This is a genomic window from Nocardia sp. NPDC087230 (assembly GCF_044744725.1).
GTDB lineage: Bacteria > Actinomycetota > Actinomycetes > Mycobacteriales > Mycobacteriaceae > Nocardia > Nocardia canadensis.
Genome location: NZ_JBIUYV010000007.1, coordinates 102271 through 128519, shown reverse-complemented (window position 1 = coordinate 128519; position 26249 = coordinate 102271). Strand labels below are relative to the sequence as shown.

Below are 26249 nucleotides of genomic sequence, written 5' to 3'. Positions count from 1 at the left end.
TACAAACACCCGACGCCGGTCGGCAGGCCGCGCCGGCAGTTCAGGCCCGGAACGAGTGCAAGGCGGCCGTGCACAGGGTCTGCTCGGCACCGAACCATTCGAAAGTGCCGACCACTCGAAATCCCAGGCGAGCGGCGAGTCCGCGCGAGCGAACGTTGGCCGACCGGGTCGCGATGAGGACGGGCTGGTCCGGGAGTTCATCCGCGGCAGCGCGCAACACGGCGCGGGCCGCTTCGGACGCCAGGCCCGCGCCCCAGGCGCGACGCCGCAGCAGGTAGCCCAGTTCCAGTTCCCCACCGTCGTCGGTGACGTGGCCGGGCTCGTCGGCGGCGCGCCGTTTGAGTTCGAAGGTGCCGATCAGCTCATCGGTGACCTTGTCGGCGATGACGAAGTGGCCCGGAGTCACGGTCGCGTTGGCCGCTCCGCCGATCGCGTCGATGCGTCGTTCGACATCCTCCCGCCGCCGCGGCTCCCCGAGGAAGGTCCAGACATCCGGGTCGGTCTGCAGCTCTATGAGCCCTTCCCGATCGGTGTCACGCGCCTTGCGCAGCAGCACACGCTCCGCGACGATCTGGATCGCGGACAGCATCGGTGACTGTGTCATGTGGCCTTCCGTTGCGTGGACGTCGATCCACCCATCTTGCACCCCGCTCGGACAACCTCGACGTACGAGAACTCCTTCACGGCAATGACGTTCACGTGATCCTGAGCCCACCGACCCACAGGCCCCGGGCACGGACAGCGCCGGCGGATTCGCGTCAACCGTTCAGGTAGGTGCGGATCAGTTCACGATCCTCGGCGGTGGCGGGCAACTGCGCGACGAGGAGCAGTTCCGGGTTCTCGACCAGCCGCAGCTGGAACAGCTCGAGGGCGATCGGCCCTATCTCGGGATGGTCGATGTCGAGGACGGCGGGCTGGAAGTCCTGTACCGGATACTCCGACCACCAGGTGCGGAATTCGGCACTGGCGGCGCTCAATTCGGTGACCACGCGGGTCAGGCGTTGGTCGCCGGGGCTGTTGCCGACCAGCACCCGGAACTGGCTCAGGATCGCCCGCGCCGCGGCTTCCCAGCCGCGCATCATGGCTCGGTTGCGCTCGTCGGTGTACATCCACCACAGCAGATTCCGGCGCTCGGGTGCCAGGGCGGACGGATCGGTGCGGATCCGGCGGAACGCGCTGTTCCACACGACGAAGTCCAGGCAGGCGTCGTGCACCACGGCCGGAGTCGGCCACATCTCGTCGACCAGACGCTGCAGACGCGAGAGCTGATCGGTGGCGCGGTAGGCCACCACCGGGTCGGCCAGACCCGCCAGCCTGCGTAACTGTCTGTGCTGCACGGGCTCCAGGCGCAGCGCTCGGGCCAGCGCGTCGACCACCTGCGGGCTCGCGGTGATCTTGCGGCCCTGCTCCAGCCACGTGTACCAGGTGAGACTCACCCCGGCCAGTTCGGCGACCTCTTCGCGGCGCAAGCCCGGGGTTCTGCGGCGCCCCGGAATCAGGTCCTCGGGCAGACCGACGTCGGCGGGCCGCAAGCGGGAGCGGTGGGTGGTGAGGAAGGCGGCCAGTTCGGTGCGGCGATTTTCGCTCATGACGCTCCCGGTGTCTCGGCGAACAGTGATGTTCTGGGTAGCAGTATCGGTGCCAGGACCGCGAGGCGTCGGCGGCTTAGCGTCGTAGTCGAGAGGTGATCGCGAAAGATCAGCCGGGACAAGGGAGTACGACGATGAGTGACGACAACGGGCCGGTACTGGTGATCGGTGCCACCGGGCAGCAGGGGCGGGCGACCGCGGCGGCGCTGCTCGAACGAGGACGGCGGGTCAGGGCGTTCGTGCGCGATCCGGAATCGGCGGGTGCGCTGGCGCTGCGCGCCGAGGGTGCCGAGCTGGTGGTGGGCGATCTCGACGATCCGGGCAGCGTGAAGGCCGCGCTGGACGGCAGCGACAGCGTGTTCCTGATGCTCACGATGATGGAGGGGGTCCACATCACCGCGGCCGGGATCGCCGCCGAGCGGCGGCGGGGTGAGCTGGTGATCGATCTGGCGCGCGACAGCGGGATCGACCATCTGGTGTACAGCTCGCTGCGGGGCGCCGGGGAGGACTCGGGGGTGGAGTACTACGCCGCGAAGACCCACCTCGAGGAGTACATCGCCGCGCAGGGCGTCCCGGCGACGATCCTGCGGCCGGTGTTCTTCATGGACAACTTCCGGTCCTTCAATCGTCCGGTGCTCGACGATTCCGGCACGCTGCTGGTGAATCTCGCGGTGCGCGAGGATATCCCGATCTCGCTGATCTCGGTTCGGGATATCGGCGCCTTCGCCGCGCTCGCCCTGACCCACCGCGAGGAGTACCTGGGCCGCACGCTGCCGATCGCCGGTGATCGGCTGACCCCGCCGCAGATCGCCGAGGTCTTCGGCGCGGTGGCCGGGCTGCCCGCGCGCAGCGTGCAGGTGCCGATCGAGGCGGTGCGGGCCTTCGACGAGCAGGTGGGCAAGATGTTCGCGTATTTCAACGAGCGGCCCGACGAACCGCTCGACCTGGCCGCGCTGCGCGTCGCCCACCCCGGTTTGCAGGACCTGCCGTCCTGGCTGACGGCTACCGGCTGGCGGCCGTAGCCGGCCGGCGTAGGGCGACCAACACGCCGAGCGACATGATCGTGAGGGTCGGCACGCCGAACCAGTCGCCCCACCGGCCGTACGGCGTGGCGCCCTGGCTGGTGCCGAGATCGGCTAGGGCCATTCGGGTTTCAGTGATGTCGGTTTCGACCGCGACGGCGATCCGGCCGCGCGCGTCGACCCCGACCAGTTCGCCGAGTTGCGCGGGTCGGGCGATGGCGATGCCCGACTCGACGGCTCGCACGACGGCCATGCGGCTGTGCAGCCAATGGTCGACGGTGAAGTCCAGGGCCGGGGCGAGCAGCAGGGTCGCTCCGTTCGCGCGGTTCTCGCGGACGAGGTCGGGGTGGTCGAGATCGGCGCAGATCGCGAGTGCCCATGGCCGACCGGGTACCGGCACCACGCTCCGGCCTGCCCGCAATCCGGCTTCCAGGCCGGGCACCAGATACCGCTTCGCGTAAACGATGTCACCCGGATAGGCGATGGCGGCATTGACGTTACCGTCAGGGTGCTCCAGTTCCGACCCGACCACCACGTGTATTCCGCGCCGCGTGGCGACTTCGTCGAGTGGTCCGCTCAGCAGGGCGATGTCGGATCGGGTGGCATGCCAGGCCTTCTCGGTGAACACGACGACCTGCGCGCCCTGATCGGCCGCGCGCCCGACCATCGTCACCGCCTCGGCGATCATCGCCGCGCCGGGCGCGGAATCGACGGGAACGTACATCGGCGGCTGCGCCAGCGCGACGACCGCGACCCGGACGACAGGCCCCTCGGCGGCCGAGTACCACGCACTGGCCCCGCCGACCCCGAGAATCAGCACCACCGCGACACCGAAGGTCCAGCACCGCACCGTCTTTCGCACCGATGACACAGCCCGGGCGTCGCCTCCGAGAGGGCGGCTTCGGCACATGTTTCGCCCCTGATGCGCGGTACCGGCAGCACCATCGATCGTCACCGTTTTCGGCGTCGCCACGGCATCGGCAGTCGGGTGCGGCCACGCGGTTCGCTCTCCCGGCACCGTCACGGCCGCGACGACGGCGGGCACGGCCAGCACCAGGAAGCTGATCCCCGCGACGCCGGTGACCGCCGCGATCCGCACGATCGGTCCCACCTCGGCCTGGGAGTAGCCGATGCTCCACCACGCGCCGACCCCGCCGACCAGGCGGTGCAGGTATTCCGCGCAGGTCCAGGCGGCGGGGAAGGCGAGCGCGGCGAGTCCGATCCGCCGGCGCGCGAGCAGCGTGCGGAACAGCAGGACACACGCCCCGTAGGCGATGGCACTGCCGCCGAGCAGTATGGCGGCGGCGGTCAGAGGTTGTTCCAGCGTCCGGACGAAATACGGCCAGTAGCGGGTAGTTCCGCCGAGCCACGACAGCACGGCCGCCGCACCCACAGCCCAGGCGGGATAACGCGGCGCCGTCCACAGCACCGGTAGTGGCGCGAGAAACGCGACCAGCGGGATCGGATGCAGGCCGGTTCCCACCGCCCACAACCCTGCCGACAGCGCCGTGGCAGCGCACCAGATACCTACGTGGACAGATCTTTTCGTCGAGAACGTCACCGCTCGATGGTGGGTGCCAACCGGCCCCGCGCACATCGCCCGGGCGAGCGGTCTCGCCTCCCTCGCGCGAGGGAGGTCAGCGTCCCGGCAGCCCGTTGTCGCCCGGCGCCACCATCCCGGATTCGTAGGCGAACACCACCGCCTGCGCCCGGTCGCGCAATCCGAGTTTCGCCAGGACCGAGCTGACATGGGTTTTCACGGTGTGCTCGGTGACGACCAGGCGCGCGGCCAGTTCCGCGTTGGATCGGCCCGCGGCGAGCTCGCGCAGGATGTCGCGTTCGCGGGCGGTGAGGGCCGCCAGGTGGGGTGTGGCATCCGGTCGACGGGTGCGCGCGATCTCGGCGATCAGGCGGCGGGTCACCGACGGGGCGAGCAAGGCCTCCCCCGCCGCGACGACGCGGACCGCGTTGACGAGTTCGGTGCGGCGAGCGTCCTTGAGGAGGAACCCGCTCGCACCCGCTCGCAGGGCCGCGTAGACGTAGTCATCCATGTCGAACATGGTCAATACCAGGACTTTCGCGTCGCCGGCCGCGCAGATCCGGGCGGTGGCGGCGACACCGTCGAGCCGGGGCATCCGCAGATCCATCACCACGACGTCGGGCCGCAGCCGTCGTGCCGCCGCAACGGCGTCGGTGCCGTCGGCGGCTTCACCCACGACCTCGATGTCGGGTTCGGCTGCCAGGATCAGCCGGAAGCCGGTGCGGAACAGTTCCTGATCGTCGACGACGAGGACCCGCATGCTCACTCCCCCTGTGTCAGTGGCAGTTCGGCGTCGACGGCGTAGCCGGTCGCGGTCGGCCCCGCACGGAGTACGCCGCCGCAGGCGTGCACGCGCTCGCGCATCCCGAGCAAGCCGAAGCCGGTGGCGTCCGATCGTGGCGCGGCGGTGCCGTCGTCGACGACGCTGACCCCGAGCCGGTCCGCCGACCAGCACAACGCGACGTCGACCCGGCTCGCCCGCGCGTGCTTGCCGGTGTTGGTGAGCGCCTCCTGCACGATCCGGTAGGCGGCGGCCTCGGTCTGCGGCGCGATCGGCGCGCGTGGTCCGTGTTCGGTGTAGTACGCGGCCAATCCCGCGCGCTCGGCCCGCGCGACGAGATCGGCGACGGCGGCCACGCCGAGTGGGTGTGGCAGGTCGTCGCTGTCACGCAGGGCGCCGATGCTGTGCCGGAGCTCGCGCAGGGCAGCGCGGCCGTCGTCGGCGATCGCGGCGAAGGCGGCGTCGGTGGCGGTCGGGTGCGCGAGCAGGGGGCCGGTCTCGGCGCGCAGGATCATGGCGCCGACGGTGTGGGCGAGGCCGTCGTGCATGTCCCGGGCGATACGCAGCCGTTCCCTGGCCACGGCGCTCGCCCGTTCCTCGTCGAGGCGGCGGGCCCGCTCGGCGAGAACGTCGATCTGGGCCTGGCGAGCCCGCGCCCCGGCGCCGAGCGCCCAGGCGGTCAGGAACGACATCGCGGCGTAACCGTAGGAGTCGGCGGATTCATGCGGTACCAGCAGCGAGACCAGAATTCCCGCCGCGACCAGCACGAACGCGATGCGCCGCCGGCTCGCCGGGCAGTAGGCGGCGATCGTGTAGACGCAGACGACGGTGCCGAACGGCAACACGGGCATGGCGTGCGCGCACGACAGCGCGGTGATCGCGGGTCCGACCACCGCCAAGGTGGCCAGTGGCGCCCGGCGCCGCCACAACACCGGAACCGAGGCCAACGCCGACAGGCCGACGATCCACCACGCCACACCGGCGACGACGGCGGGCCCGACGGTCACGACCGTCACGATGACGGCGATCAGCACATCGATCGGTTCCGGCGGTTTCCGAAGCAGGTCCACGACGATCCAGTCTGACCGGTGACGCCGCGCCGCGCCTCCCTCGCGAGAGTGATTCCGGCGCCGCGCGGGTGGTTCCCCACGGCGGCGCTCACGGGCCTAGGCTGGATCCGGACCGGAGCAGCGGGCAGCCCACAGGCCGATGACCTGCGATGATGCCCGGCTCGGACCGCCCCGATCAAGAACGAATTGCATACATAGCGATGTGTGCATACGATAGCGACCGATCGAACCGCAGGGAGAGGTGAACACGATGGGCGCAGGACACGGACACGACCACGGGGTGTCGGCCGACAGCGACAAGCGCTGGCTGGCCGGGGCGCTGGCGGTGATCGTCACCTTCCTGATCGGTGAGGTGATCGTCGGCATCGTGGCCGATTCGCTGGCACTGCTCTCCGACGCGGCGCACATGACCACCGACGCCGCCTCGATCGTGCTGGCCCTGGTGGCGATCCGCCTCGCCAAGCGCCCGGCCACCGGCCGGATGACCTTCGGCTGGAAGCGGGTGGAGATCCTCTCGGCGCAGGCCAACGGCCTGACACTGCTGCTGCTGGCGCTGTGGCTGGGCTACGAGGCGATTCGCAGGCTGTTCGAGCCGCCGGAGGTGCACGGCACGCTGGTGCTGGTCACCGCGCTGGTCGGCATCGTGGTCAATGTGCTGGCGACCTGGATGATCAGCCGCGCCGACCGGACCAGCCTCAATGTCGAGGGCGCCTACCAGCACATCCTCAACGACCTGTTCGCCTTCATCGCGACCGCCGTGGCCGGCCTGGTCATCATCCTCACGGGCTGGGTGCAGGCCGACGTCGTCGCCACCCTGATCGTGGTCGTGCTGATGATCAAGGCGGGCATCGGGCTGATCCGGGCGTCGAGCCGGATCTTCCTCGAGGCCGCCCCCGACTACCTCGACCCCGAGCAGGTCGGTCGCGACATGGCCGCCCGCGACGGCGTGACCGAGGTGCACGACCTGCACATCTGGGAGATCACCTCCGGCTCCCCCGCCCTCTCGGCGCACGTGCTCGTGCAGCCGGGGCACGACTGCCACGCGGTTCGCGAGGACATCGCGCACATGCTCGACCACGAGCACCACATCGAGCACGTCACCTTGCAGGTCGACCACGCTCGGCCCGCCGTCATCGGGATCGGCGCCGCCGACGACGACAGCCACTGCGGCGAGGCGCACGGCCCCAAGCACGTCTCGACCGGGCGGGCGCCGCACACGCACTGACCCCACGAACGAGGGAAGGCCCCACACCGGCAACGGTGCGGGGCCTTCTCGTCGGTCACGCTGTCAGGGCGGACCTGGTCGTTTCATCGACCTGGGGCTGGGGTCAGCCGCCGAAGGAGCCGGTCCACAGGGTGTCGACCAGGCCGTGCAGGGCGGCGCCGAGGGTGTCGAAGAGGCCGTTCAGGGCGGCACTACCGGTGTCGATGATAACGGGGATCATAATAATTCCTCTGTTTCTCGCATAGGCCCAGCCGAAGCTGGCTTACAGATGGCCTATCGACACCAGAACGCCGCGAGTTACGACATTCGGAGAATTCGTGACCCTCGTAACAACAATCCATTGAAACCTATTACCACCTGCGGTTTTGCTCAAATACCTCACGTTTCTGAGGGGATTATGAGAATCGCATGAGATTCATGTTGCGCTCATCCGATAAGCCCGAATTTCCGATGCCCCGAGAAATAGGGGCACCGATCACGAATACATAGCGCGACATCTGGTCACACATATTCGTCGCCGCGGATGGGTCGGCCGCCGAACATCCCCGCGACCAGGCCGAGGAAGCCGAGGTGGGCGCGCAGCGCGGCGCCGTCGCGGGCGACGGAGGCGACGGTGGCCGTCCCCGACGCCACCGGACGCCCGGCGAACCGGTCGGCCAGCCAGGCCAGCACGACCGGAACCACCAGGAACTCCAGCGGCAGGTGCGAGCCACGGCGCACGCGCAGGTATTCGACCGTCGCGCCCGCCCGCCGATAGCGCTCGACGTGCGCGTCGACGTCGGCCACGGCGATGACCTCGTCGCGCACGCCCTGCACCACCAGCAGCGGGGCGGCGGGCGCCCTGGTGCCGGGCTCGATGTCGGCCAGGATGCGGCGCAGGGCCGGTTCGGCCAGCAGCCCGGCGAGGCCGTCGCGCAGATGCCGGGTGACGTCGCGGCGGGCGAAGCGCCACAGCAGCGCGAAGGTGGTGCGCTCTTCGGCTTCGCCGAGCAGGCCGCGGTACCGGTCGTCGAGGTGGTCGTCGAGGACCGGGTCGAGATCGGGGTAGGCCCGGCGCAGACCCGCGACGAACGCGGCCGGGAATCCGGCGAACCAGCCGCCGTTGAGGCGGACGAACGCCGCCGCCGGATCTCCGACCGGCGACCCGGCCGCCGCGCCGACGATGTTCAGCTCCGGCGCGTAGTCGGCGGCCAGCTCCGCCGCCCACGCCGTCGCCAGGCCGCCGCCGGAGTAGCCCCACAGGGCCACCGGCGTCGACGGGCTCAGGCCCAGCGGCACGAAGCCGAGCGCGGCTCTGATCCCGTCCAGCGCCCGGTAGCCGGGCTCGCGGGCGGCGCCGAACCGGCCACCGAGGCCCTCGTGATCGGGCACCGACACCGCCCACCCCTGCTTCAGCGCCATCGCCACGATCGGCAGTTCGAGCGGTGCGATCGAGCCGGTGGTCTGCGCGCCGAGCCGCAGCGCGTAGGAGGGAAAGCACCGCGGTGCGACGGCGTCGATCGCGCACTGGAACGAGATCAGCGGTCGCGCGCGGGTGGGGTCGGCGCCCCACGGCAACAGCACCGTGGTCACCGACACCTCCGGCGCGCCGTCGAGATCGCAGGTCCGATACAGCAGTTGCCAGGCCACGATCCGCTGCCGCACCACCCCGAACAGGGCCAGCTCCACCGAACGCGAGCGCACCACCGTGCCCGGCGCGAGCAGCTCGGCTCCGGGCGGGGCGAGGTAGAACGGATCGTCGGGCGGAAGCAGTGGCGCGATGCCCCACTGCGTCAGCGCGGGCAGGTCGAGCCTCATAGGCTGCCGCCGCCACCGAAGAACCAGGGGTTGAACGTACAAGTCAAGGCGGGGCTGCCTTCCGGATCGAGAGCCCGCAGCGCGATCGAGGCCGCGCGGGGCGAGTACATCATGGTCAGGTGGTCGGAGACGTCCTGCTCACACCCGTCCTGCAGGGCGATGTTGTCGACGGTCGCGTCGGGCCCGGCCCGCAGGAAGGTCAGGTCGAGGGGGTTCATGACCTCGTCGTAGCGGGAGCCGACCACGGTGTAGTCGACGCCGGGGACGGTGTCACCGGTGGCGTTGAGCGTGGTGTAGAACGGCGAGCCGACGGCCTGTTCGACATTGGCCACGCCGATGATCGGCCGGTAGAAGCCGAGGATGTCGATGCCGGCGTTGTTGATCATCCGGCCGAGCGTGGCGATGCCGAGCAGCGCGGTGCCGTGGTGGGTGGCGCCGAAGGTGACCAGCTTGTCGACCTTGCCCTGTCCACCGTCGAACTTGAGGTACTGGTTGGCGATCGTGCCGCCCTGCGAATGGCCGACGATGTCGACCTGGTCGGCGCCGGTGGCCGCCCGCACCCGTTCGATGAACGCCGCGACCTGGTCGGCGGAGTCGGCCATCGGCCCGACCCCGTAGCGGCCCGGCAGCACGGCGCCGAGCCCACCGCCCTCGAGCAGCGCCGACTTGCCGTAGTTCAGGGCGAAGACGCAATATCCGGCCTGCGCCAGGCGCGGCGAGAGGTAGGAGAAGGTGTCGTAGGCGTTGAGCCAGGTGCCGTGCAGGAGCACGACGGGGCGCGGATGCTGCGCGCTCGGCGTGCAGTCCCAGCGATTGGCGCCGGGCGGCGCGGCGTCGGGGTGCAGCAGGCCGTAGGCGAAGGCGGGCAGATAGGCCGACATCTCCGGCCCCTCGCCGACGGCGTCGGAGGCCCGGCTGCCCGAGGAACCCGAGCTGCTGCCGGAGGCGCTGCCGGTGTCGGCGATGGCGGTGGGGCGACGACCGTCGGGGGTCGTGGCCATGCCGGCGTCGAGGTATTCGGCCAGCGAGGCGATGGTCGGTTCCAGCACCGGGTCGGCGGTCGCCGTACCGGCGCCGAGGACCGAGGCCGCGGTGAGACCCGCGGCGATGCCGAGTCCGCACAGGGTGCGGCGCAGTGGCTGCGTCGTTGCAATCATGGTGGTCACTTCCTCGAACCGCGTCGGCCAGCGTTGGCTCGGACGCGCTCAGCGAATCTATGACCGGCGCCACATCGCTGTCACTGCACGGTGAACCGAGAAAACCCGCCTCTTGTTGGCGCGAGAACCAAGATCTGTGCCTTCTCGACGGGAGGTGCCCACGACGCCCTGTTCTCGGACACAATCGAGTCATGCTCGCCGAACACCCCGTTTCCGCACCACCCGCTTTGACCGCACGACTATTGACACGCTGGCCGCAGATCGCCGAGCGCATGCTCGCCGCGGGGCTCGGCGCCACCGCGCCCGCCGAACTGCCGCCCGGCCACTTCACCGCGGAAGTCCTGCCGACCATCTACGCCTGCGGGCGCGCGGTGCTCGAGGCGATCGCGGCCGAGCGCGAGTTCACCCAGGCCGAGGTCGCCGCGTTCGTCGGGCCGGTCGCCGAGCGCCACGCCGAGGACCGCCTGCCGCTGCCGATGTTGATCGGCGCGATCCACGGCTCGGCGCAGGCCGTCCTCGCCGAGGCGTCCGCGCTGGCCGAGCCCACGGAGATGAACGACCTGATCCGGGTCGGCAGCGGGCTGCTCGAGCTGCTGCGCCATATCAATGTCACCGTCGTCGAGACCTACACCGAGGTCGAGCAGTCGATCTATCACGCCGAGCGCGAGGCCCGCCGGGAACTGTGTTCGGCGCTGGTGCGCGGGCTACCCGCCGAGGAACTCGCCGCGCGCGCCGACACCGTGCTCGCCGAGCAGTACACGGTGCTGGCGATCCACCTGAGCGAACCCGCCCGCACCGGCAGCGCGGCCAACCTGGTGACCCGCCGCCGCATCCGGGTGCTCCAGCGCGCGCTCGACGAGCTCACCGGCACCACCACCCCGGCCACCTTCGACGGCGCCAACGGCATCGCACTACTGAGCAACAGCTCCGAGACCGACGTCCTGGACGCGCGGCGCTTCGACGAGCTCGCCGCCCGGCTGACCGAGCAGTACGGCGTGACGGTGTATCTGGCCGAGTTCTCCGGCGTCGCCCGCGATGCCATCCCGGCCGCGGCCAAGGACGCGACCGAGCTGACCGAGCTGGCGCGGCTGCGCGGCAGGCCCGGCGGCTGCTACCGCCTCGACGACCTCCTGCTCGAATATCAGCTGACCCGCCCCGGCCCGGCCCGGGAACGCCTGGCGCAGCGGGTGATTCCGCTGCTCGGCAGCCCGCACCTGATCGAGGCGCTGGAGGCGCACCTGCGCCACGGCGCCGACCGCAAGACGGCCTCGCGCAGAATCCACGTGCACCCCAACACCTTCACCTACCGGTTGCGCCGCATCGCCGAGCTCACCGGCCTCGATCCGGCCGACCCCACGGATTCGCGCATGCTGGCTGCCGCACTCACCGTGCACCGGCTCGACACCCCGCAGCGCCGCGGCGAGGACCAGCAGGTCTAGCGGGTCAAGCCGTCGGCGACGGCGCCGAGCCCGGCGGAGATCGCGGCGCGCTGCGCGGGCTCGAGCACGTCGACGAACACCCGGCGCACGACCTCGACGTGTCCGGGGGCCACGGCCTCGAGCTTGGCCCGGCCCGCCGCGGTGAGCACGGCGTTGACGCCGCGGACATCGGTGTCGTCGTCGACGCGGCGCACCAACCCGGCTCGCTCGAGCTTGCCCACCTGGTAGGTGAGCCCGCTCTTGGAGGTGTAGATCGCGGCGGCGAGGTCGGTCATCCGCATCGCGCCGCCGGTCTCGGCGGCGAGCCGGACCAGCACCTCGTACTGGGTGTGCGTGAGCCCCTCCCCCTTGAGGTGCTGGTCCACCGCGCGGTCGACGAGCGCGCCCGCGGCCAGGAACCTGACCCACAGCCGCATCTCCTCGGCATCGAGCCACCTGGGTTCTTCCATGCCGCAAACCCTAATCACTTCGGCGGAATAGCTGCGCATCGCGTATTGTTCAAATTTGAACATCAGTAGTTCACCCGATCCGAAGGAGCCCACCGTGACCATGCCGGTGCTCTACCTCTCCCACGGCGCCCCGCCGCTGATCGATCACGCCACCTGGCCCGCCGAGCTCGCCGCCTGGTCGGCCGAGCTGCCCCGGCCGCGGGCGATCCTGATCGTGTCCGCGCACTGGGAGTCGGCCCCGGTCACCCTGGGAGCGACCACCACCGTGCCGCTGGTCTACGACTTCAGCGGCTTCGCCCCGCGCTACTACGCCGAGCGCTACGCCGCCCCGGGCGCGCCCGATGTCGCCGCCCGGGTGCGCGAGCTGCTCGGCGGCACCGTCGCCGACGCTCCCGACCGCGGCCTCGACCACGGCGCCTACGTCCCGCTGAGCCGGATGTACCCCGATGCCGACATCCCGGTGCTGCAACTGTCGATCCCTACACTGGATCCGCGGGACCTGATGAAGCTCGGCCGCGCGCTCGCGCCGCTGCGCGACGAAGGCGTGCTCATCATCGGCAGCGGGTTCTTCACCCACAACCTGCGCGCGCTCACCGCCGACGACCACCACGTGCACTCGTTCACCGCCGAGTTCGACGACTGGGGCCGCCGGGCCCTCGACGACCGCGATATCGACGCGCTGCTCGACTTCGAGCACACCGCCCCCGCACCGCGCCTGGCCCATCCGCGCACCGAGCACTTCGCTCCGCTGTTCCTCACCCTCGGTGCCGGCGCCGAGGACATCGACTCCCTGCGCACCGTCATCGACGGTTACTGGTTCGGGATGGCACGACGCTCGGTTCAGATCGGCTGACCGGGCGAAACGGAAAGGACATCGCCATGACGACGACATCGACCACCCCCACCGACGCCGGCCTGCTGGTGCTACGCCTCGGCGTCGGCGCGACCATGGCCGCGCACGGCACCCAGAAGCTGTTCGCCTGGTTCGACGGCGGCGGCCTGTCCGGGACCGAGAAGTTCTTCGCGGCGAGCGGCTATCCGATGGCGAAATCCTTCGCCGTGGTGGCCGGGCTGAGCGAGACGCTCGGCGGCATCGGCCTGATCCTCGGCCTGTTCACCCCACTGGCCGCCGCTGCGATCCTGGGCACGATGCTCAATGCGATCGCGGTGAAGTGGGGCGGGTTCTTCGCGCCCAAGGGTGTCGAATACGAGACGATCCTGGCGGTCGCGGCGACCAGCCTCGCACTCAGTGGCGCAGGCGGTTTCGCGCTCGACCGGTTCGTCCCGGGGCTGCGCGACTACAAGCTCGTCTACGGCTTGGCCGCTATTGCCCTGGCCGTGATCGTGGCCGGTATCACGCTGCTGATCCGGAATTGAAATTCAACGAAAAAACCCGCTATTCGACGTGTGCATCGAATAGCGGGTTATTCGTTTCCCGACAAGGAAAGTCTTACTTCAGCGCGCTTTACAGGTAGGCGCTGCACACCGGCCAGGCGCCGGGACCCTGCGCGGCCAGCACGTTCTCGGCGACGCGGATCTGCTCCTCGCGGCTGGCGTTGTCGGCGGTGCCGGTGCCACCGTAGGCCTCCCAGGTGCTCTGCGAGAACTGCAGGCCGCCGTAGTAGCCGTTACCGGTGTTGATGTTCCAGTTGCCCGTGCTCTCGCACTGCGCCACGGCGTCCCAGTTGTTCGCCGAGGCGGTCGCGGTGGTCAGACCAGCCGGAACGGCGATCATGGCGCCGGCGACAGCGGCGAAACCGAGGGCACGAGTGGTGAACTTGCGATTGAAAGACATAAGGATTCCTGCCTGCGCCCACCGGCTCGGTGATGAAATCCACCGCGTCCCTGCCCCTCAGTAATGTCGGGGATCCTCGAAATCGCGGGGCAGGCTTTCCGGTGTTCTGCGATTCGATTCGGCTCGGGTTGTTGTTCAAGCCGTGACCGAATGTAGCCGGAATGCGAGCCGAGATCACGTCCGGATCACGGACGCGTCTGTACCGGCCATTGTCCAAAGGAACAGTGTTCCGCGCTGGTCCGCCGTGACAAATCCGTAATCACATTACTGTCGTTATAGCACCGTAATGTGATCGGGATCACCAGGTTATAGAGACCCGGGTCACGTTTCCTATCCGGCAATTCGGGCATCGTGCCCGCGCGGATCAGCGATATTCGGGGTTCTCGAAGCCGAACCGGCAGCCGGCATCCCATTCCGAGCGCTGGTTGCCATGCGCCGGGATGCCGCCGACATCGCGCAGGATCCGGGCCAGATGCAGGAGATTCCAGGTCATGAAGGTGGTGTTGCGGTTGGTGAAGTCGTTGTCCGGGCCGCCCGAACCGGGGTCCAGGTAGGACGGGCCCGGCCCCGCCTCGCCGATCCAGCCGGCGTCGGCCTGCGGCGGAATGGTGTAGCCCAGGTGCTGGAGGCTGTAGAGGATGTTCATCGCGCAGTGCTTGACGCCGTCCTCGTTCCCGGTGATCACACAGCCACCGACCTTGCCGTAGTAGGCGTACTGGCCCGCAGCGTTGAGCTGGGAGGAGTTGCCGTAGAGCCGCTCGATCACCCGCTTGGTGACCGAACTGTTGTCACCGAGCCAGATGGGCCCCGCGAGCACCAGGATGTCGGCGGCCATGACCTGCTCCTGCAGCGCGGGCCACGCGTCGGTGGCCCAGCCGTGCTCGGTCATGTCGGGCCAGACACCGGTGGCGATGTCGTGATCGACCGCGCGCAGCTGCGAGACGGCGACGCCGTTCTCCGCCATGATGTGCGCGCTGACGTCGATCAGCCCCTGCGTATTGCTCGGTTCGGGCGAGCGCTTGAGCGTGCAGTTGATGAACAGCGCCGACAGATCGTCATAGGTCGCCATGGTCGTTCGGCCTCCTCGGTGGATGACGCGGCGGTGAACCCGCCACGCGGTACCGTGCCCGCACCGCCGGTGACGTTACGGCCGCGAGATCACGTTCCAAGGCGCCGCGAGAGCACAGCACGATGTCACGAAGGACGGCCCGCCCCGGCCACCGCGCTCTCGGCCGCCCGGTGCGGCAGGTCCGGGTCGCGATCCAGCCGGAGCAGGACCAGCTGGTGCTGGACCGGCGCCGCCGACCTCGTCGCGAGGTTGTGGGGCTAGCGCTGGAAGTACTGCTCGAGCCGGGCGCGCACTGTCGCTCTGGCGCGGTGCAGGATCACCCGCTGATTGCCCGCGGAGATGTCGAGCAGCGCGCAGACCTCGTCGGCGGAGTAGCCGTCGACATCGCGCAGGGTGAGAACCGTGCGGTGGCGGGGCGGCAGGGTGGCCACGGCGGCGGCGAGCAGGCGGGCCACTTCGGCGCGCTCGGCGGCGTCCTCGGGTTCGGACCACGGGCGCGGCTGGGCGCCGACCGCCCAGTGGCCCGGATAGCGGTCACCGGGTGGGCGGAAACGGCCCGGATCGACGGCCGGGCCCTCGTCCTCGGGCAGCAGCGTGGCGAACGGGACCGTGCGATGCTCCTTGATCCCGCGCTTCTTGGCGGTGTTCACCAGGATCCGATACACCCACGTCTTGAGCGAGGAGCGGCCTTCGAAACGGTCGACGCCCTGCACCACGGCCAGCCACGCCTCCTGCACGACTTCCTCGGCGGAGGCGTCGGTGGAGACGAACGAGCGCGCCAAGCGCAGCATCGAGCCGGACCAGGCGTCCACGACCAAGGCGAACGTCGCGTCGACTCCCGACCGTAGCTCGGCGACGAGCACGTCGTCGGCGGGCAGGGCGCCGTCGTGTCCCACCGGGTCTCCTCGCTGTCACCACTCGCGTCGCTGGCAGCACAGTACCGCCGTCGCGCGGTGTAACGCGCGGGACGGGTCCGGGAACGGAGAACGCATGCGAGAGAAGGAGAAGACCATGCCGCACCGCCGTATCCGCCGTACCGTCCTCAGCGTGCTGGCGGTGGGGTTCGTCGCCGCGCTGGTCGTCGGCCTGTACCTGTTCCAGCCGTGGCGGTTGTTCACGACGACGACCGTCGACGAGGCCCCGGTCACGGCGACGGGCGGCGCGCCGCTGTCGGTGATCGCCGCCGGCGAGTTCCTCTCCCACGAGCACGAGACGACCGGTTCGGCACAGCTACAGCGCTCCCCCGACGGCACACTGGTCCTGCGGATCACCGATCTGCGCACCTCCGACGGCCCCGCGCTGCACGTGTGGCTCACCGATCAGCCGGTGATCGGCGACGACTGGCACAACTTCGACGACGGCACGCACCTCGACCTGGGCGCGCTCAAGGGCAACGAGGGCAGTCAGAACTACACCCTGCCCGCCGACACCGATCTGTCGGCGATCCGGTCGGTGAGCATCTGGTGCGCCCGCTTCCACGTGTCGTTCGGGGCGGCCACGCTGACGCCGGCCTGAGCGGGTCAGGCGGGGCGATGCCAGTCGCGAAAGGCCGCGAGCAAGGTGCTGCGCGCGTCGCCGGAGAGCTGCTCGGGCGTGAGTTCGCCGAGGTCACGGGTGGTGCGGCGGATCTGGTCGAGGTAGACCTCGCAGCCGTCGCACTCGGCGAGATGGGCGAGGAAACGCAGCTCGGTCTCGCTGTCGAGAGCGCCGTCGAGGAACCCGGTGACCAGCTCGACGAATTCGTCGCAGTCCATGCGTCCTGGCTCCTCTCGCTCGCTCGGCACAGCATAGTCATCGCCGCACCGGTTCAGAGCCCGGCGCGGGCCCGGCGTTACAGCGGGGGTGGCCGCCGTCACCGGCTCAGGCGAGCAGCCGCTTCTCCGTCGCCACCGCGACGGCCGCCGCCCTGGTGTCGACGCCGAGCTTGTCGTAGATGCGACCCAGGTGCGTCTTCACCGTCGCCTCGCTGATGTGCAGCGCGCGGGCGATCTCGCGATTGCCGAGGCCCCGCGCGAGCTGGCCGAGGATGTCGCGCTCGCGGGCGGTGAGGGTCGGGCCGGGATTGCGCATCTTGGCCATCACCTTCGCCGCGACCGGCGCGGACAGCGCGGTCTGCCCGCTCGCGGCGGCATGGATGGCGGCGAACAGTTCCTCGGGCCGTTCGGCCTTGAGCAGGTAGCCGGTGGCGCCCGCCTCGATCGCGCGGGTGATGTCGGCGTCGGTGTCGTAGGTGGTGAGGACCAGGACGTGCGGGGTCGGTGCGGCTTGCGCGGTGATCCGGCGGGTCGCTTCGACGCCGTCCATGTCGCTGCCGAGTTGCAGGTCCATCAGCACCACGTCGGGGTGCAGGCTCGCCGCCAGCGCGACCGCGGCCGGGCCGTCGGCGGCCTCGCCGATCACCTCGATATCGGGAGCGCTCGACAGCAGTGCGTGCAGTCCGGCGCGGACGACCGCGTGATCGTCGCAGATCAACAGGCGCACGGCGGGATTCACAAGTGCCGATGCTAGCGCGCGGCCCCGGCCGGAACAGCGTTCCCCGTTGCGCACACTGTTCGTCAGACGTACAGTGTTCGGCATGACGAACAACGTGCGTACGGCGCGGAGTGGGGACACCACACCCGGCCCGATCGCGGCGTTCGCACGCTTCGTGGCGTGCGGCGGCGGGCTGGGACTGGTCTCGAGCGCGGCGGTCGGGCAGCTGGCCTGCGTGCTGCCGTGGGCCGTCGCGAACGCGGTGGTCACGATCGTCTCGACGCTGCTCGGCACGGTGCTGCACGCGCTGATCACCTTCGGCGGGCGCGCGCTGCCGGGGTGGCGGGAGCACTGGCAATCGGCGGGCTCGGCCGCGGCGGCCTACGCGGTGACGAGCGCGGCGATGTTCGCACTGTTCGCCGTCCAGCCGTCGCCGGGCGTATCGACCGTGCAGGTCGTCTATCTGTCGGCGTCGGGGCTGGCCGGGATCGGACGGTTCCTGGTGCTGCGGATGGTCGTCTTCGCGGGCCCGGAGCCGGCCGCGCCGTCCATCGCCGCACGTGGGCCGGTCACGAATACCGGCGCACCGGTCGAGGTCGTCGGCGCCGGGCGGCCCGCGGCCGGGACCCAGGCCCCGGTCCGGATGCGACCGAGCACCACCCGACTGGTCCTACCGGCGCCCCGGTCGCACCGGCACTGGATGCCCGCGGCGGCGTAGCGAATTCAGCCCACGGCCAGCGGAATCGCGACCGAGAGCACCGTGCCGTCCCCCGGCGCCGACTCGATCGCGCAGGTCCCGCCCAGCTGACGCACCCGCGCCCGGATCGCGGGCAGGCCGTGCCCGCGATGCTCGTCCGGATCGGCCAGGTCGGTGGGATCGAAGCCGCGCCCGTCGTCGGCCACGTCGAGGACGATCTGGTCGTCGAGGCTGGTCAATGTGATGGTCGCGGTCGTGGCCGCCGCGTGCTCGCGCACATTGGCCAGCGCCCCCTGCGCGACCCGCAGCAGCGTCGCCTCCACCCGCTGGGGCAGCGGGCCCGGCGTCCCCTCCAGATGACACCGCACCGTGAGCGTGTCGGTGGACTCCCGCGCGGCGAGCGCGGTGAGCGCGGCGGCGAGCGACCCACCGGCGGCCAGGTCGGCGGGCGCGAGGTCGTGGACGAAGCGACGGGCCTCGGCGAGGTCGCGTTCGGCGATCTCGGCAGCCGAGCGCAGATGGTCGCGCGCCAGCCCGGGATCGCTGTCCCACACCAGATCCGCCGCCTGCAGCAGCATCCGCTGGCTCGACAACCCCTGCGCGAGAGTGTCGTGGATCTCCATGGCGAGCCGTTCGCGTTCGGCGAGGGTGCCCTCGCGGCGTTCGGTCTCGGCCAGCTCCCGCCGGGTGCGGACGAGGTCGTCGATGAGCGCCGCCTGCTGTTCGGTCTGGCGGCGCATACCGACGAACAGCACGGTGGTCACCGCCGCGACCGCGGGCGGCGCGAGCACCAGGTTCGGGTCAAGCCAGCCCGCGATCCGCACCTGACTGAACACCACCAGCGCGGTCAAGGCGCAGACGAGCGTCACCGCGACCCGTACCGACAGGATCCGTAAACCGGTGTACACCAACGGAACCGCGCACCAGGCGAAGCTCGGCGCCAGCACCACCAGCACCGCCCAGGTCGCGACCAGCAGCGCGAACCACATCACCCGATACGAATGCCGCAGCTCGCTCATCGCGTAGAGGACCGCGAGCAGCAGGGCGAGGGCGACGACCAGCGGGGTCGATCGCGTGTCGGAATGCCGGATCAACCAGCGCATGAGCGAGGCCGCCAGCAGCACGTAGAACGCGCTGTACACGATCACCGTGAGCAGTCGCGTATCGTCGTTCCGGTCGCCGAGTGTGCTCCGCATCGGTACCTCCCGTCCACATCAGCTGGGCAAACTCCCCCATTCTCTCCCGCCTGCCGCCGTGCCCGGGTCATCCGATCGGTTGACCCGGGTGTCGCCCGATCCGGCCGCGCAAGTGCAGCCACATCGCCGATCCGCGCGGGCCGCCGAGCGAACAGGATGGATATCACCAGGCCACGGCACCACCGCCGGACGGCCGAGAATCCGATCAGGAGCAGCCATGAGCACCCAGTTCAGCACCCGCAACCGTCTCATCGTCGCCGGCGCCTCGGCGGCCGTCGTCGCCGCGGGCGTGGTGGGCGCGGTGACGGTGCAGGCCCAGAACCCCGACCCGGCGACCCGCACCCCTGTCGTCGCCGATGCCGCCGACACCAACCTGACCCAGAGCACCCACCTCTCGATCGCCGCCGCCACCAAGGCCGCGCAGACCGCGCTCGACGCCGCGGCCAAGGAGAACCAGCGGGTCAGCGTGGCGGTCGTCGACCGCAACGGCAATGTCATCGTCACCCTGCGCGGCGACGGCGCGGGCCCGCAGTCCTACGACGCCGCCCAGCAGAAGGCTTTCACCGCCGTCTCCTGGAACGCCCCCACCACCGAGCTGAGCAAGCGCCTCGAGTCCGCCCCGCACCTGGCCGACATCGACGGCACCCTGTTCCTCGGCGGCGGCGCCCCGGTCAAGGCCAACGGCGCCCCGATCGCGGGCATCGGCGTGGCCGGCGCCCCCAGCGGCGACCTGGACGAGAAGTTCGCCCAGGCCGGGGTCGCCGCGATCGGCGAGTAGTCCCGAACACCGGCCGCGCTGTCTCAGTTCTCCCTGCGCGCCCTGGCCCGGCGTTTGCCCTCGTGCATGGCCTGCACCCTGGCGATCGGGATGGTGTGCCCCTCGGCGATCAGGTCGGCCGGAAGTTCCTGCGGTGCGGGCATTTCCGCGGTCCACGGGTCGGTGTCGCCGAGGAGGTTCGGCGCGCTGCGCAGGGTGAAGTCGGCCGGGACCACGTCGTCGATAGCGCTCCAGCGCAAGGGGAACGAGACCGGGACGCCGGGGCGGATGCGCGGACTGTAGGCCGCGATGACGGTGGCGCCGCCGGCCCGCGTCGAATCGAGGAAGACCTTGCCGTGGCGGTCTTCCCTGATGAACGCGGTGGTGCCGACGGTGGGGTCGATCCGTTCGGCGCGGGCGGCGATCGCGCGGGTCGCGGCGGCCGCGTCCTCGATCGCGATGCCCGGCACGACCGGAACGAACACGTGCAATCCCTTGGCCCCACTGGTTTTCACCGCGCCGTCGAGTCCGTCCGCGGTGAGGGCGGCCCGGATCAGCCGGGCGCCCGCCGCGGCATCACGAAAGGTCTGTCCCGGCGACGGATCGAGATCGAGCACCAGATGCGTGGGTCCGGCGCTGTGGTCGACCGGCAGCAGGGTCGGGTGATACTCCACCGCCCGCTGATTGCCGAACCACAGCAGCGTCCGCTCGTCGTTGCCGAGCGCGTAGGTGACTTCCCGATGCGAACTCTCCGCCCACACCGTCACCCGCGGCACCCACTCCGGCGTGTACTTCGGCAGGTTCTTCTGCATGAACGGTTCCTGCCCGGGCCGCACCCGCACCACCGACAGCGGGCGGTCGCGCAGCACGCGCACCAACCGCTCCCCGGCGAACTCCAGGTAGTCCACCAGGTCCCGCTTGGTCGCCTCGGCACCGTCGAACAGTGGTTGGTCGAGATTGGACATCTCGACCCCGCCCCGCACTTCCTTGCTGGCCATCGCCCCACCCTCCCCCGTCCGTCCCCCGAGGTCAACCAGCCGTTTTGGTCGATTGCCCGGTCGTCGGCTATCGTATGTTCCGCGCGGTTCACGCAGCTGAATCGTGGTTCTGGCCCCGTCGTCTAGCGGCCTAGGACGCCGCCCTCTCAAGGCGGTAGCGCGGGTTCAAATCCCGTCGGGGCTACAACGAACTCCCCGGTCATCGCGACCGGGGAGTTTTTTCATGCCCGGCCTCGTGCAACACATTGACAGACGTTGCACTGTCCATACACTGTGGGAGATGTTGCACCAGGAGGTGACGTGACCGAACAGACCGCACTGGGCAGGCGGCTCGACGACCTCGCCGCCCGGCCCGACGCCATCACCGCGTTCAAGGCGGCCCGATCCGGCTTCCTCGCCGGCCGCAGGCTCGAGATGAAGGAGCTCGCCGACGAGCTCGGCGTCAACCGGGCCACCCTGTTCCGCTGGGTCGGCGGCCGCGACGAGCTGCTGGCCGAGGTGATCTGGTCGGTGGCCGATCCGACCCTGCGCCGCGCCGCGGCCGCCAACACCGAGCGGGGTGCGCGCCGGATCGCCGGTGTACTGGGCGATTTCGCCGAGGCGGTCAACACCTCCGACGCCTTCCGCCAGTTCCTGCGCCGCGAACCCGAACGCGCGCTGCGCCTGCTCACCACCCGGGCCGGTTCCGTGCAGCGCCGCTTCGTCGACGTCATCGCCGGCCTGCTCACCGAGGCGATCTCGGCGGGCGAGCTCGATCCGCCGCTGCCGGTGCCGGAACTGGCCCTGCTGCTGGCGCGGATCACCGAGACCTTCATCTACGCCGACGTGATCAGCGGCGAGGAACCCGACGCGGCCAAGGTGGTCCAGGCGTCGCTGGTTCTGCTGGGCGAACGGCCCGAACAGTAGGAACCCGAAAGGAAAACCATGCAGCGCACCATCTACTCCGAGGACCACGAGGCGTTTCGCGCGTCCGTCGCCGAATTCGTCAAGCGGTCGATCGAGCCCAACGCCGAACGCTTCGCCGAGGAACGCGCGATCGACCGCGACACCTGGCTGGCCGCCGGTGAACTCGGCTACCTCGGACTCGGCGTGCCGGAGGAGTTCGGCGGCAGCGACGCAGGCGACTACCGGTTCGCCGCGGTGCTCGGCGAGGAACTGGCCAAAGCCGGTGCGGCGCTGTCGTCCTCGTTCGGCATCCACTACGACGTGTGCGCGCCCTACCTGGTGGAACTGACCACCGACGAGCAGAAGCGGCGCTGGCTGCCCAAGTTCTGCACCGGCGAGATCATCACCGCGATCGGCATGACCGAGCCCTCGGGCGGCTCGGACCTGGCCGCGCTCAAGACCACCGCCGTACGCGACGGCGACGACTGGATCATCAACGGCTCGAAGACGTTCATCACCAACGGTTTCAACGCCGACCTGGTCATCGTTGCCGCCCGCACCAGCCCGGAGAAGAAGGCCAAGGGCATCACGCTGTTCGTGGTGGAGAACGGTATGGCGGGCTTCACCCGGGGCCGCAAGCTCGACAAGGTGGGCCAGCCCGAATCCGACACCGCCGAGCTGTTCTTCGACAACGTGCGGGTGCCCGACGCCAACCGGCTCGGGGAGACCGACCGCGGCTTCATCTCGATGATGGAACGGCTGCCGCAGGAACGCATCGGCGCCGCGATCTCCAATATCGCCCACGCCGCGGCGATCCTGGACGAGACGCTGGCCTACGCCAAGGAGCGCAAGGCGTTCGGGCAGCAGATCGGCAGCTTCCAGTACAACAAGTTCCTCTTCGCCGAACTGGTCACCAAAGTCGAAGTGACGCAGGCGTTCGTCGACCAGGGCATCGCCGCGCACGCCGCGGGCGCGCTGTCCGCGGTCGACGCCGCGAAGGCGAAGTGGTGGTCGGCCCAGGTGCAGAACGAGGTGCTCGACGCCTGCGTGCAGCTGCACGGCGGCTACGGCTACATGCGCGAGTACCGGGTCGCGCGGGCATGGATGGACGCCAGGGTCACCAAGATCTGGGCGGGCTCCAACGAGATCATGAAGGAACTCATCGGCCGCGATCTCGGCCTGTAGGTCGGCGCCATGAGATAGTGCGTCGCGCCCGGCGCAAGTCCACCGGGCGCGACGCGACGCCGGTCAGTTCAGGATGATCGGCAACGCGGCCAGATCGTTCTGCGTGAGCACCGGCAGATTGCCGAGCTCGCTGTCGGGCACGGCCAGCCGCAGCTGCGGGAAGCGGGCGAACAACGCGGGCAGCGCGATCGCGGCCTCCAGCCGCGACAGCGCGGCGCCCGGGCAGATGTGCGGGCCGTAGCCGAAGGCCAGGTGGCGGTTGGCGGTCGGGCGGGTCACGTCGAACTCGTCGGCGGTCTCGCCGTGCACCGCGGTGTCGCGGCCGATGGCGCGGTAGGACATCACCACGCCCTCGCCCTTGGCGATCACGGTGTCGCCGACGGTGATGTCCTCGGTGGCGAAGCGCATCAGCAGGTGCGAGACCGGCCCGTCCCAGCGCAGCGACTCCTCGATGACCTGCTTCCACTCCACGTCGCCTGCCAGGACTTTCGCCAACTGCTCGGGCTCGTTGAGCAGCGCGCGCACGGTGTTGACGATCAGGCTGACGGTGGTCTCGTGCCCGGCGGCGACGAGCGCCTTGATGTTGCCGATCGCCTCCTCCTCGGTGAGCGGCTCGCCGCCCTCCTCGTCGGCGACGACGAACGCCGAGGTCAGATCGTCGCCCGGGTTCGCGATCTTCTGGCGCACCTGATCGGTGAAGTACACGTCGAGCTCGCCGATCACGCGCAGGCGCTCGTCCTGCGGGGTCATCACCGAGAAGAACTTCTTGTACCAGTCGAGCAGCTGCGCGTGGTCCTCGCGCGCGACGCCCATCAGGTCGCCGACCACGCGCATCGGCAGCGGGTAGGCGAAGACCGACTTGAGGTCCACCGGCGCGCCGTCGGCGCCCGCGGCCGCGAGGTCGTCGAGCAGTTCGAGGGTGAGCCGCTCGATCACCGGCCGCAGTTCCTCGAGCCGACGCGGCGCCAGCGCCTGCGCGGTCTTGAGCCGCAGCCTGCGGTGCTCGGCGCCGTCGACATTGAACATCGACCGGTCGACATCGACCATGCCGATCAGTGGCCACTGGTCGGTCACCACGCCGTCGGTCCACAGCTTCCACGCGTGGATGTCCTTGACCAGGCGGCTGTCGGTGGTCAGCTGACGGGCGACCGCGTGGTCGGTGACGGTCCAGGCGGGCACACCGAGCAGGTCGATCCGGGCGAGCGGACCTTCGGCGCGCAGTCGGGCGGTCTCGCCGTTGAGGTCACCGACCATGGGGTCGATGGCAAAGGGGCACTGGGAACTCACGACGAACCTCCGACGGGTCTAACTGGTGTGAAACGAACGGGCAGTGCGGTCATGCCCCGAAGGAAAGCCGAAGGTCGCCGGGTGAGTTGCTCGGCGGGAACCGCCAGGTCGACATCGGGGAGCCGGTCGAGCAGCACCTCGATCCCGGTCCTGGCGATGATCTCGGCGATCTGCTGCGCTGGGAAGGGGCAGCGGTATTCGCCGTAGCTGAACGCGAAGTGCGCGTTGTTGCCGGTCGGCACCGTGTCACCGTCGGTGAACGACTGGCGGATGTGCGGGTCGAGATTGGCCGCGGCCAGCCCGAGCAACAGCATGTCGCCCGCCCGGATGGTCTGGTCGGCCAGGCGGGTGTCGCGCGCGGCCCAGCGCCCGGCCAGGATCGAGGTGGGGCCCTCTTCCCAGAGCACCTCGTTCATGGCCTGGCCGACACTGCGCCTGCCGCCGCCGAGCGCCGCGGCGAACCGGTCGTCGACGAGCATCAGGCGCATGGAGCTGCCCAGCCAGTCGGCCGTGGTGAGGTGACCGGCGGCGGTGATCGCCATCAGGTCGTTGATGTACTCCTCGTCGGTGAACGGCTCCGGATCGGCCAGCATCAGCGACACCAGATCGCCGGCGGGCCGCGCGCGCTTGGCCGCGACCAGCCGGGCCATGTGCTCGCCGAAGCGGGCGTGCCCGGCCTGGGCGTCCGCGCCACCGTCGGCGAGCAGTTTCATCGTCAGGGCGAGGTCGGCGGCGTCGCTGTCGGGCAGGCCGAGGATGCGGCCCAGCGCCAGCACCGGCAGCGGCTCGGCGAACTCGGCCACCAGGTCCGCGCTGCCACGACCGCAGAACCCGTCGACCAGGCGATCGGCGAGTTCCTCACAGGCCCGGCGCAATTCGAAGTGGTCGACCGCGTCGAGCGCGGGCTCCACCATCGCCAGATGCCGGCGATGCTCGGCGCCCGCGGTGAAGTAGATCGAGGGCATCGGCCGACCGACCATCGGCAGCAGCGGCCAGTCCTCGGGCACCCGGCCCCACTGGTTCCACAGCGAGACATCGCGCGGGAACAGCAGCGGATCGCTGGTCACCTGGTGCAGTTCGCGATAGCCGATGACCAGCCAGGCCGGGAACCCGCCGGGCAGCTCGACCGAGACCACCGGACCGTGGTCGCGCCGCATCCGGCGGTAGACCTCGTGCGGTTCGATGTGGAATTCGGGGCCGCTCAACGGCACCGCGCCGGTGATCGGGCAGGCACCGGTGCCGGTGGGTGTGCTCATCAGACGGTCTCCCCCTGCGGGACAGCGGAATACAGGTGCTCGACCAGGGCGATCAGCACCTGTTTGCTCGATTCGCGCGAGCGCGCGTCACACATCAGCAGCGGCACCGCGGGATCGAGGTCGAGCGCGTCGCGCACCTCCTGCGGCTCGTGCGCGTCACCGAAGTCGTTGCAGGCCACCACGAACGGGGTGCCCTGATGCTCGAGCCGGTCGATCGCGTACCAGGAGTCGGCGATCCGGCGCTGATCGACCAGCACGATCGCGCCGAGCGCGCCGGTGAACAGCCGATCCCACAGGAACCAGAACCGCTGCTGGCCGGGCGCGCCGAACAGATACAGCACGTGCTCGTCGTCGAGGGTGATCCGGCCGAAGTCGAAGGCCACCGTGGTGGTCGACTTGCCGGGAACCCCGGTGGCGTCGTCGATTCCGACACCGACGTCGGTCATCGTCGCCTCGGTGTCGAGCGGCCTGATCTCGCTCACCGACCGCACCAGGGTCGTCTTACCGACGCCGAATCCGCCGATGACGACGATCTTCAACCCGTGTTTGGCCGTGCTGTGCAGCGGCGCCATGGCCCGCTCCG

Annotated in this window: 27 protein-coding genes, 1 tRNA gene and 1 pseudogene; 11 read left to right on the top strand and 18 right to left on the bottom strand. The window is 70.1% G+C overall.

What is annotated here, in order from left to right; translation table 11 throughout:
* Positions 1-40: 40 nt before the first annotated feature.
* Together ACIO52_RS23590 and ACIO52_RS23585 are read right to left on the bottom strand one after the other, a co-directional pair.
* On the bottom strand, positions 41-604 hold the full coding sequence (locus tag ACIO52_RS23590) for a GNAT family N-acetyltransferase (protein WP_402646814.1): 564 nt from the start codon (positions 602-604) through the stop codon (positions 41-43).
* Between the two features lie 154 nt (positions 605-758).
* Positions 759-1589: a helix-turn-helix transcriptional regulator gene (locus ACIO52_RS23585; protein WP_402646811.1), complete on the bottom strand. Its 831-nt coding sequence runs from the start codon at positions 1587-1589 to the stop codon at positions 759-761.
* 134 nt (positions 1590-1723) lie between these two features.
* On the opposite strand from ACIO52_RS23585, the gene ACIO52_RS23580 reads away from it, so the two are divergent.
* Entirely contained in the window at positions 1724-2611 is an 888-nt protein-coding gene (locus ACIO52_RS23580; RefSeq protein ID WP_402646808.1) for an NmrA/HSCARG family protein, read from the top strand.
* Here the strand turns inward: ACIO52_RS23580 and ACIO52_RS23575 are convergent.
* The 3 genes from ACIO52_RS23575 to ACIO52_RS23565 form a co-directional block, all read right to left on the bottom strand.
* On the bottom strand, positions 2592-4172 hold the full coding sequence (locus ACIO52_RS23575; protein WP_402646805.1) for a nitrilase-related carbon-nitrogen hydrolase: 1581 nt from the start codon (positions 4170-4172) through the stop codon (positions 2592-2594). The genes ACIO52_RS23580 and ACIO52_RS23575 overlap by 20 nt on opposite strands.
* A gap of 76 nt (positions 4173-4248) precedes the next feature.
* Positions 4249-4917 (bottom strand): response regulator transcription factor, encoded by a 669-nt coding sequence (locus ACIO52_RS23570; RefSeq protein WP_308248393.1) that lies wholly within the window; start codon positions 4915-4917, stop codon positions 4249-4251.
* Positions 4914-6002 (bottom strand): sensor histidine kinase, encoded by a 1089-nt coding sequence (locus ACIO52_RS23565; RefSeq protein WP_402646802.1) that lies wholly within the window; start codon positions 6000-6002, stop codon positions 4914-4916. The genes ACIO52_RS23570 and ACIO52_RS23565 overlap by 4 nt, the downstream gene beginning before the upstream one ends.
* Before the next feature lie 250 nt (positions 6003-6252).
* Between ACIO52_RS23565 and ACIO52_RS23560 the strand changes: the two genes are divergently transcribed.
* The gene (locus tag ACIO52_RS23560; RefSeq protein ID WP_316575732.1) at positions 6253-7227 is read left to right on the top strand and encodes a cation diffusion facilitator family transporter; all 975 of its coding nucleotides are present in this window, start codon (positions 6253-6255) and stop codon (positions 7225-7227) included.
* A gap of 501 nt (positions 7228-7728) precedes the next feature.
* Here the strand turns inward: ACIO52_RS23560 and ACIO52_RS23555 are convergent.
* Complete coding sequence (locus ACIO52_RS23555) at positions 7729-9024, bottom strand: lipase family protein (protein ID WP_402646798.1); 1296 nt, start codon at positions 9022-9024, stop codon at positions 7729-7731.
* Positions 9021-10181 (bottom strand): lipase family alpha/beta hydrolase, encoded by a 1161-nt coding sequence (locus ACIO52_RS23550; protein WP_402646795.1) that lies wholly within the window; start codon positions 10179-10181, stop codon positions 9021-9023. The genes ACIO52_RS23555 and ACIO52_RS23550 overlap by 4 nt, the downstream gene beginning before the upstream one ends.
* A 191-nt stretch (positions 10182-10372) precedes the next feature.
* Here ACIO52_RS23550 and ACIO52_RS23545 point away from each other — a divergent pair, with 191 nt between their 5' ends.
* Complete coding sequence (locus ACIO52_RS23545) at positions 10373-11620, top strand: PucR family transcriptional regulator (RefSeq protein ID WP_402646792.1); 1248 nt, start codon at positions 10373-10375, stop codon at positions 11618-11620.
* Here ACIO52_RS23545 and ACIO52_RS23540 read toward each other — a convergent pair.
* On the bottom strand, positions 11617-12069 hold the full coding sequence (locus ACIO52_RS23540; RefSeq protein ID WP_402646790.1) for a MarR family winged helix-turn-helix transcriptional regulator: 453 nt from the start codon (positions 12067-12069) through the stop codon (positions 11617-11619). The genes ACIO52_RS23545 and ACIO52_RS23540 overlap by 4 nt on opposite strands.
* 100 nt (positions 12070-12169) lie before the next feature.
* Here ACIO52_RS23540 and ACIO52_RS23535 point away from each other — a divergent pair, with 100 nt between their 5' ends.
* Positions 12170-12922: a dioxygenase gene (locus tag ACIO52_RS23535; RefSeq protein WP_218717027.1), complete on the top strand. Its 753-nt coding sequence runs from the start codon at positions 12170-12172 to the stop codon at positions 12920-12922.
* Positions 12923-12948: 26 nt separating this feature from the next.
* Positions 12949-13446 carry a DoxX family protein gene (locus ACIO52_RS23530; RefSeq protein ID WP_316575733.1) on the top strand — a complete coding sequence of 166 codons (498 nt, stop codon included), beginning with the start codon at positions 12949-12951 and terminating at the stop codon, positions 13444-13446.
* Positions 13447-13537: 91 nt separating this feature from the next.
* On the opposite strand, the pseudogene ACIO52_RS23525 reads toward ACIO52_RS23530, so the two are convergent.
* From ACIO52_RS23525 to ACIO52_RS23515, 3 genes and pseudogenes are all read right to left on the bottom strand, one after another.
* Positions 13538-13864: pseudogene (locus ACIO52_RS23525) on the bottom strand (transglycosylase family protein); the annotation flags it as partial.
* A 364-nt stretch (positions 13865-14228) separates the two neighbouring features.
* The gene (locus tag ACIO52_RS23520; RefSeq protein ID WP_218717008.1) at positions 14229-14933 is read right to left on the bottom strand and encodes a flavodoxin family protein; all 705 of its coding nucleotides are present in this window, start codon (positions 14931-14933) and stop codon (positions 14229-14231) included.
* 257 nt (positions 14934-15190) lie between these two features.
* Positions 15191-15829 (bottom strand): sigma-70 family RNA polymerase sigma factor, encoded by a 639-nt coding sequence (locus ACIO52_RS23515; protein WP_316575734.1) that lies wholly within the window; start codon positions 15827-15829, stop codon positions 15191-15193.
* Between the two features lie 94 nt (positions 15830-15923).
* Between ACIO52_RS23515 and ACIO52_RS23510 the strand changes: the two genes are divergently transcribed.
* Positions 15924-16448, top strand: a complete 525-nt coding sequence (locus ACIO52_RS23510) for a DM13 domain-containing protein (RefSeq protein WP_402646785.1) — start codon at positions 15924-15926, stop codon at positions 16446-16448.
* A gap of 5 nt (positions 16449-16453) precedes the next feature.
* On the opposite strand, the gene ACIO52_RS23505 is transcribed toward ACIO52_RS23510, so the two are convergent.
* Together ACIO52_RS23505 and ACIO52_RS23500 are read right to left on the bottom strand one after the other, a co-directional pair.
* Positions 16454-16687 carry an anti-sigma factor gene (locus ACIO52_RS23505; RefSeq protein ID WP_218717005.1) on the bottom strand — a complete coding sequence of 78 codons (234 nt, stop codon included), beginning with the start codon at positions 16685-16687 and terminating at the stop codon, positions 16454-16456.
* A gap of 106 nt (positions 16688-16793) precedes the next feature.
* Complete coding sequence (locus ACIO52_RS23500; protein ID WP_218717004.1) at positions 16794-17426, bottom strand: response regulator transcription factor; 633 nt, start codon at positions 17424-17426, stop codon at positions 16794-16796.
* A gap of 82 nt (positions 17427-17508) precedes the next feature.
* On the opposite strand from ACIO52_RS23500, the gene ACIO52_RS23495 reads away from it, so the two are divergent.
* Positions 17509-18123: a hypothetical protein gene (locus ACIO52_RS23495; RefSeq protein ID WP_342801505.1), complete on the top strand. Its 615-nt coding sequence runs from the start codon at positions 17509-17511 to the stop codon at positions 18121-18123.
* Between the two features lie 5 nt (positions 18124-18128).
* Here the strand turns inward: ACIO52_RS23495 and ACIO52_RS23490 are convergent, their stop codons facing one another.
* Positions 18129-19298, bottom strand: coding sequence for a histidine kinase (locus tag ACIO52_RS23490; RefSeq protein WP_316575738.1), 1170 nt, complete (start codon positions 19296-19298; stop codon positions 18129-18131).
* Between the two features lie 217 nt (positions 19299-19515).
* Between ACIO52_RS23490 and ACIO52_RS23485 the strand changes: the two genes are divergently transcribed.
* Complete coding sequence (locus ACIO52_RS23485; RefSeq protein WP_218717001.1) at positions 19516-20076, top strand: heme-binding protein; 561 nt, start codon at positions 19516-19518, stop codon at positions 20074-20076.
* 23 nt (positions 20077-20099) lie between these two features.
* Here ACIO52_RS23485 and ACIO52_RS23480 read toward each other — a convergent pair whose 3' ends face one another.
* On the bottom strand, positions 20100-21053 hold the full coding sequence (locus ACIO52_RS23480) for a DNA polymerase domain-containing protein (RefSeq protein WP_402646779.1): 954 nt from the start codon (positions 21051-21053) through the stop codon (positions 20100-20102).
* A gap of 111 nt (positions 21054-21164) precedes the next feature.
* On the opposite strand from ACIO52_RS23480, the gene ACIO52_RS23475 reads away from it, so the two are divergent.
* The 3 genes from ACIO52_RS23475 to ACIO52_RS23465 all read left to right on the top strand — a co-directional run bounded on the left by ACIO52_RS23475 (position 21165) and on the right by ACIO52_RS23465 (position 23123).
* Positions 21165-21237: transfer RNA gene (locus tag ACIO52_RS23475), tRNA-Glu, on the top strand.
* 116 nt (positions 21238-21353) lie between these two features.
* Positions 21354-21959, top strand: coding sequence for a QsdR family transcriptional regulator (locus ACIO52_RS23470; RefSeq protein WP_402646777.1), 606 nt, complete (start codon positions 21354-21356; stop codon positions 21957-21959).
* Between the two features lie 18 nt (positions 21960-21977).
* Entirely contained in the window at positions 21978-23123 is a 1146-nt protein-coding gene (locus tag ACIO52_RS23465; protein WP_316575739.1) for an acyl-CoA dehydrogenase family protein, read from the top strand.
* A gap of 63 nt (positions 23124-23186) precedes the next feature.
* On the opposite strand, the gene ACIO52_RS23460 is transcribed toward ACIO52_RS23465, so the two are convergent.
* The 3 genes from ACIO52_RS23460 to ACIO52_RS23450 are packed head-to-tail and all read right to left on the bottom strand — an operon-like array spanning position 23187 to position 26238.
* On the bottom strand, positions 23187-24410 hold the full coding sequence (locus tag ACIO52_RS23460) for a cytochrome P450 (protein WP_402646773.1): 1224 nt from the start codon (positions 24408-24410) through the stop codon (positions 23187-23189).
* A complete protein-coding gene (locus tag ACIO52_RS23455) occupies positions 24407-25666 on the bottom strand; it encodes a cytochrome P450 (protein ID WP_316575740.1) in 1260 nt (419 codons plus the stop codon). The genes ACIO52_RS23460 and ACIO52_RS23455 overlap by 4 nt, the downstream gene beginning before the upstream one ends.
* On the bottom strand, positions 25666-26238 hold the full coding sequence (locus ACIO52_RS23450) for an ATP/GTP-binding protein (protein ID WP_316575741.1): 573 nt from the start codon (positions 26236-26238) through the stop codon (positions 25666-25668). Before ACIO52_RS23450 ends, ACIO52_RS23455 begins: the two co-directional genes overlap by 1 nt.
* Positions 26239-26249 lie beyond the last annotated feature (11 nt).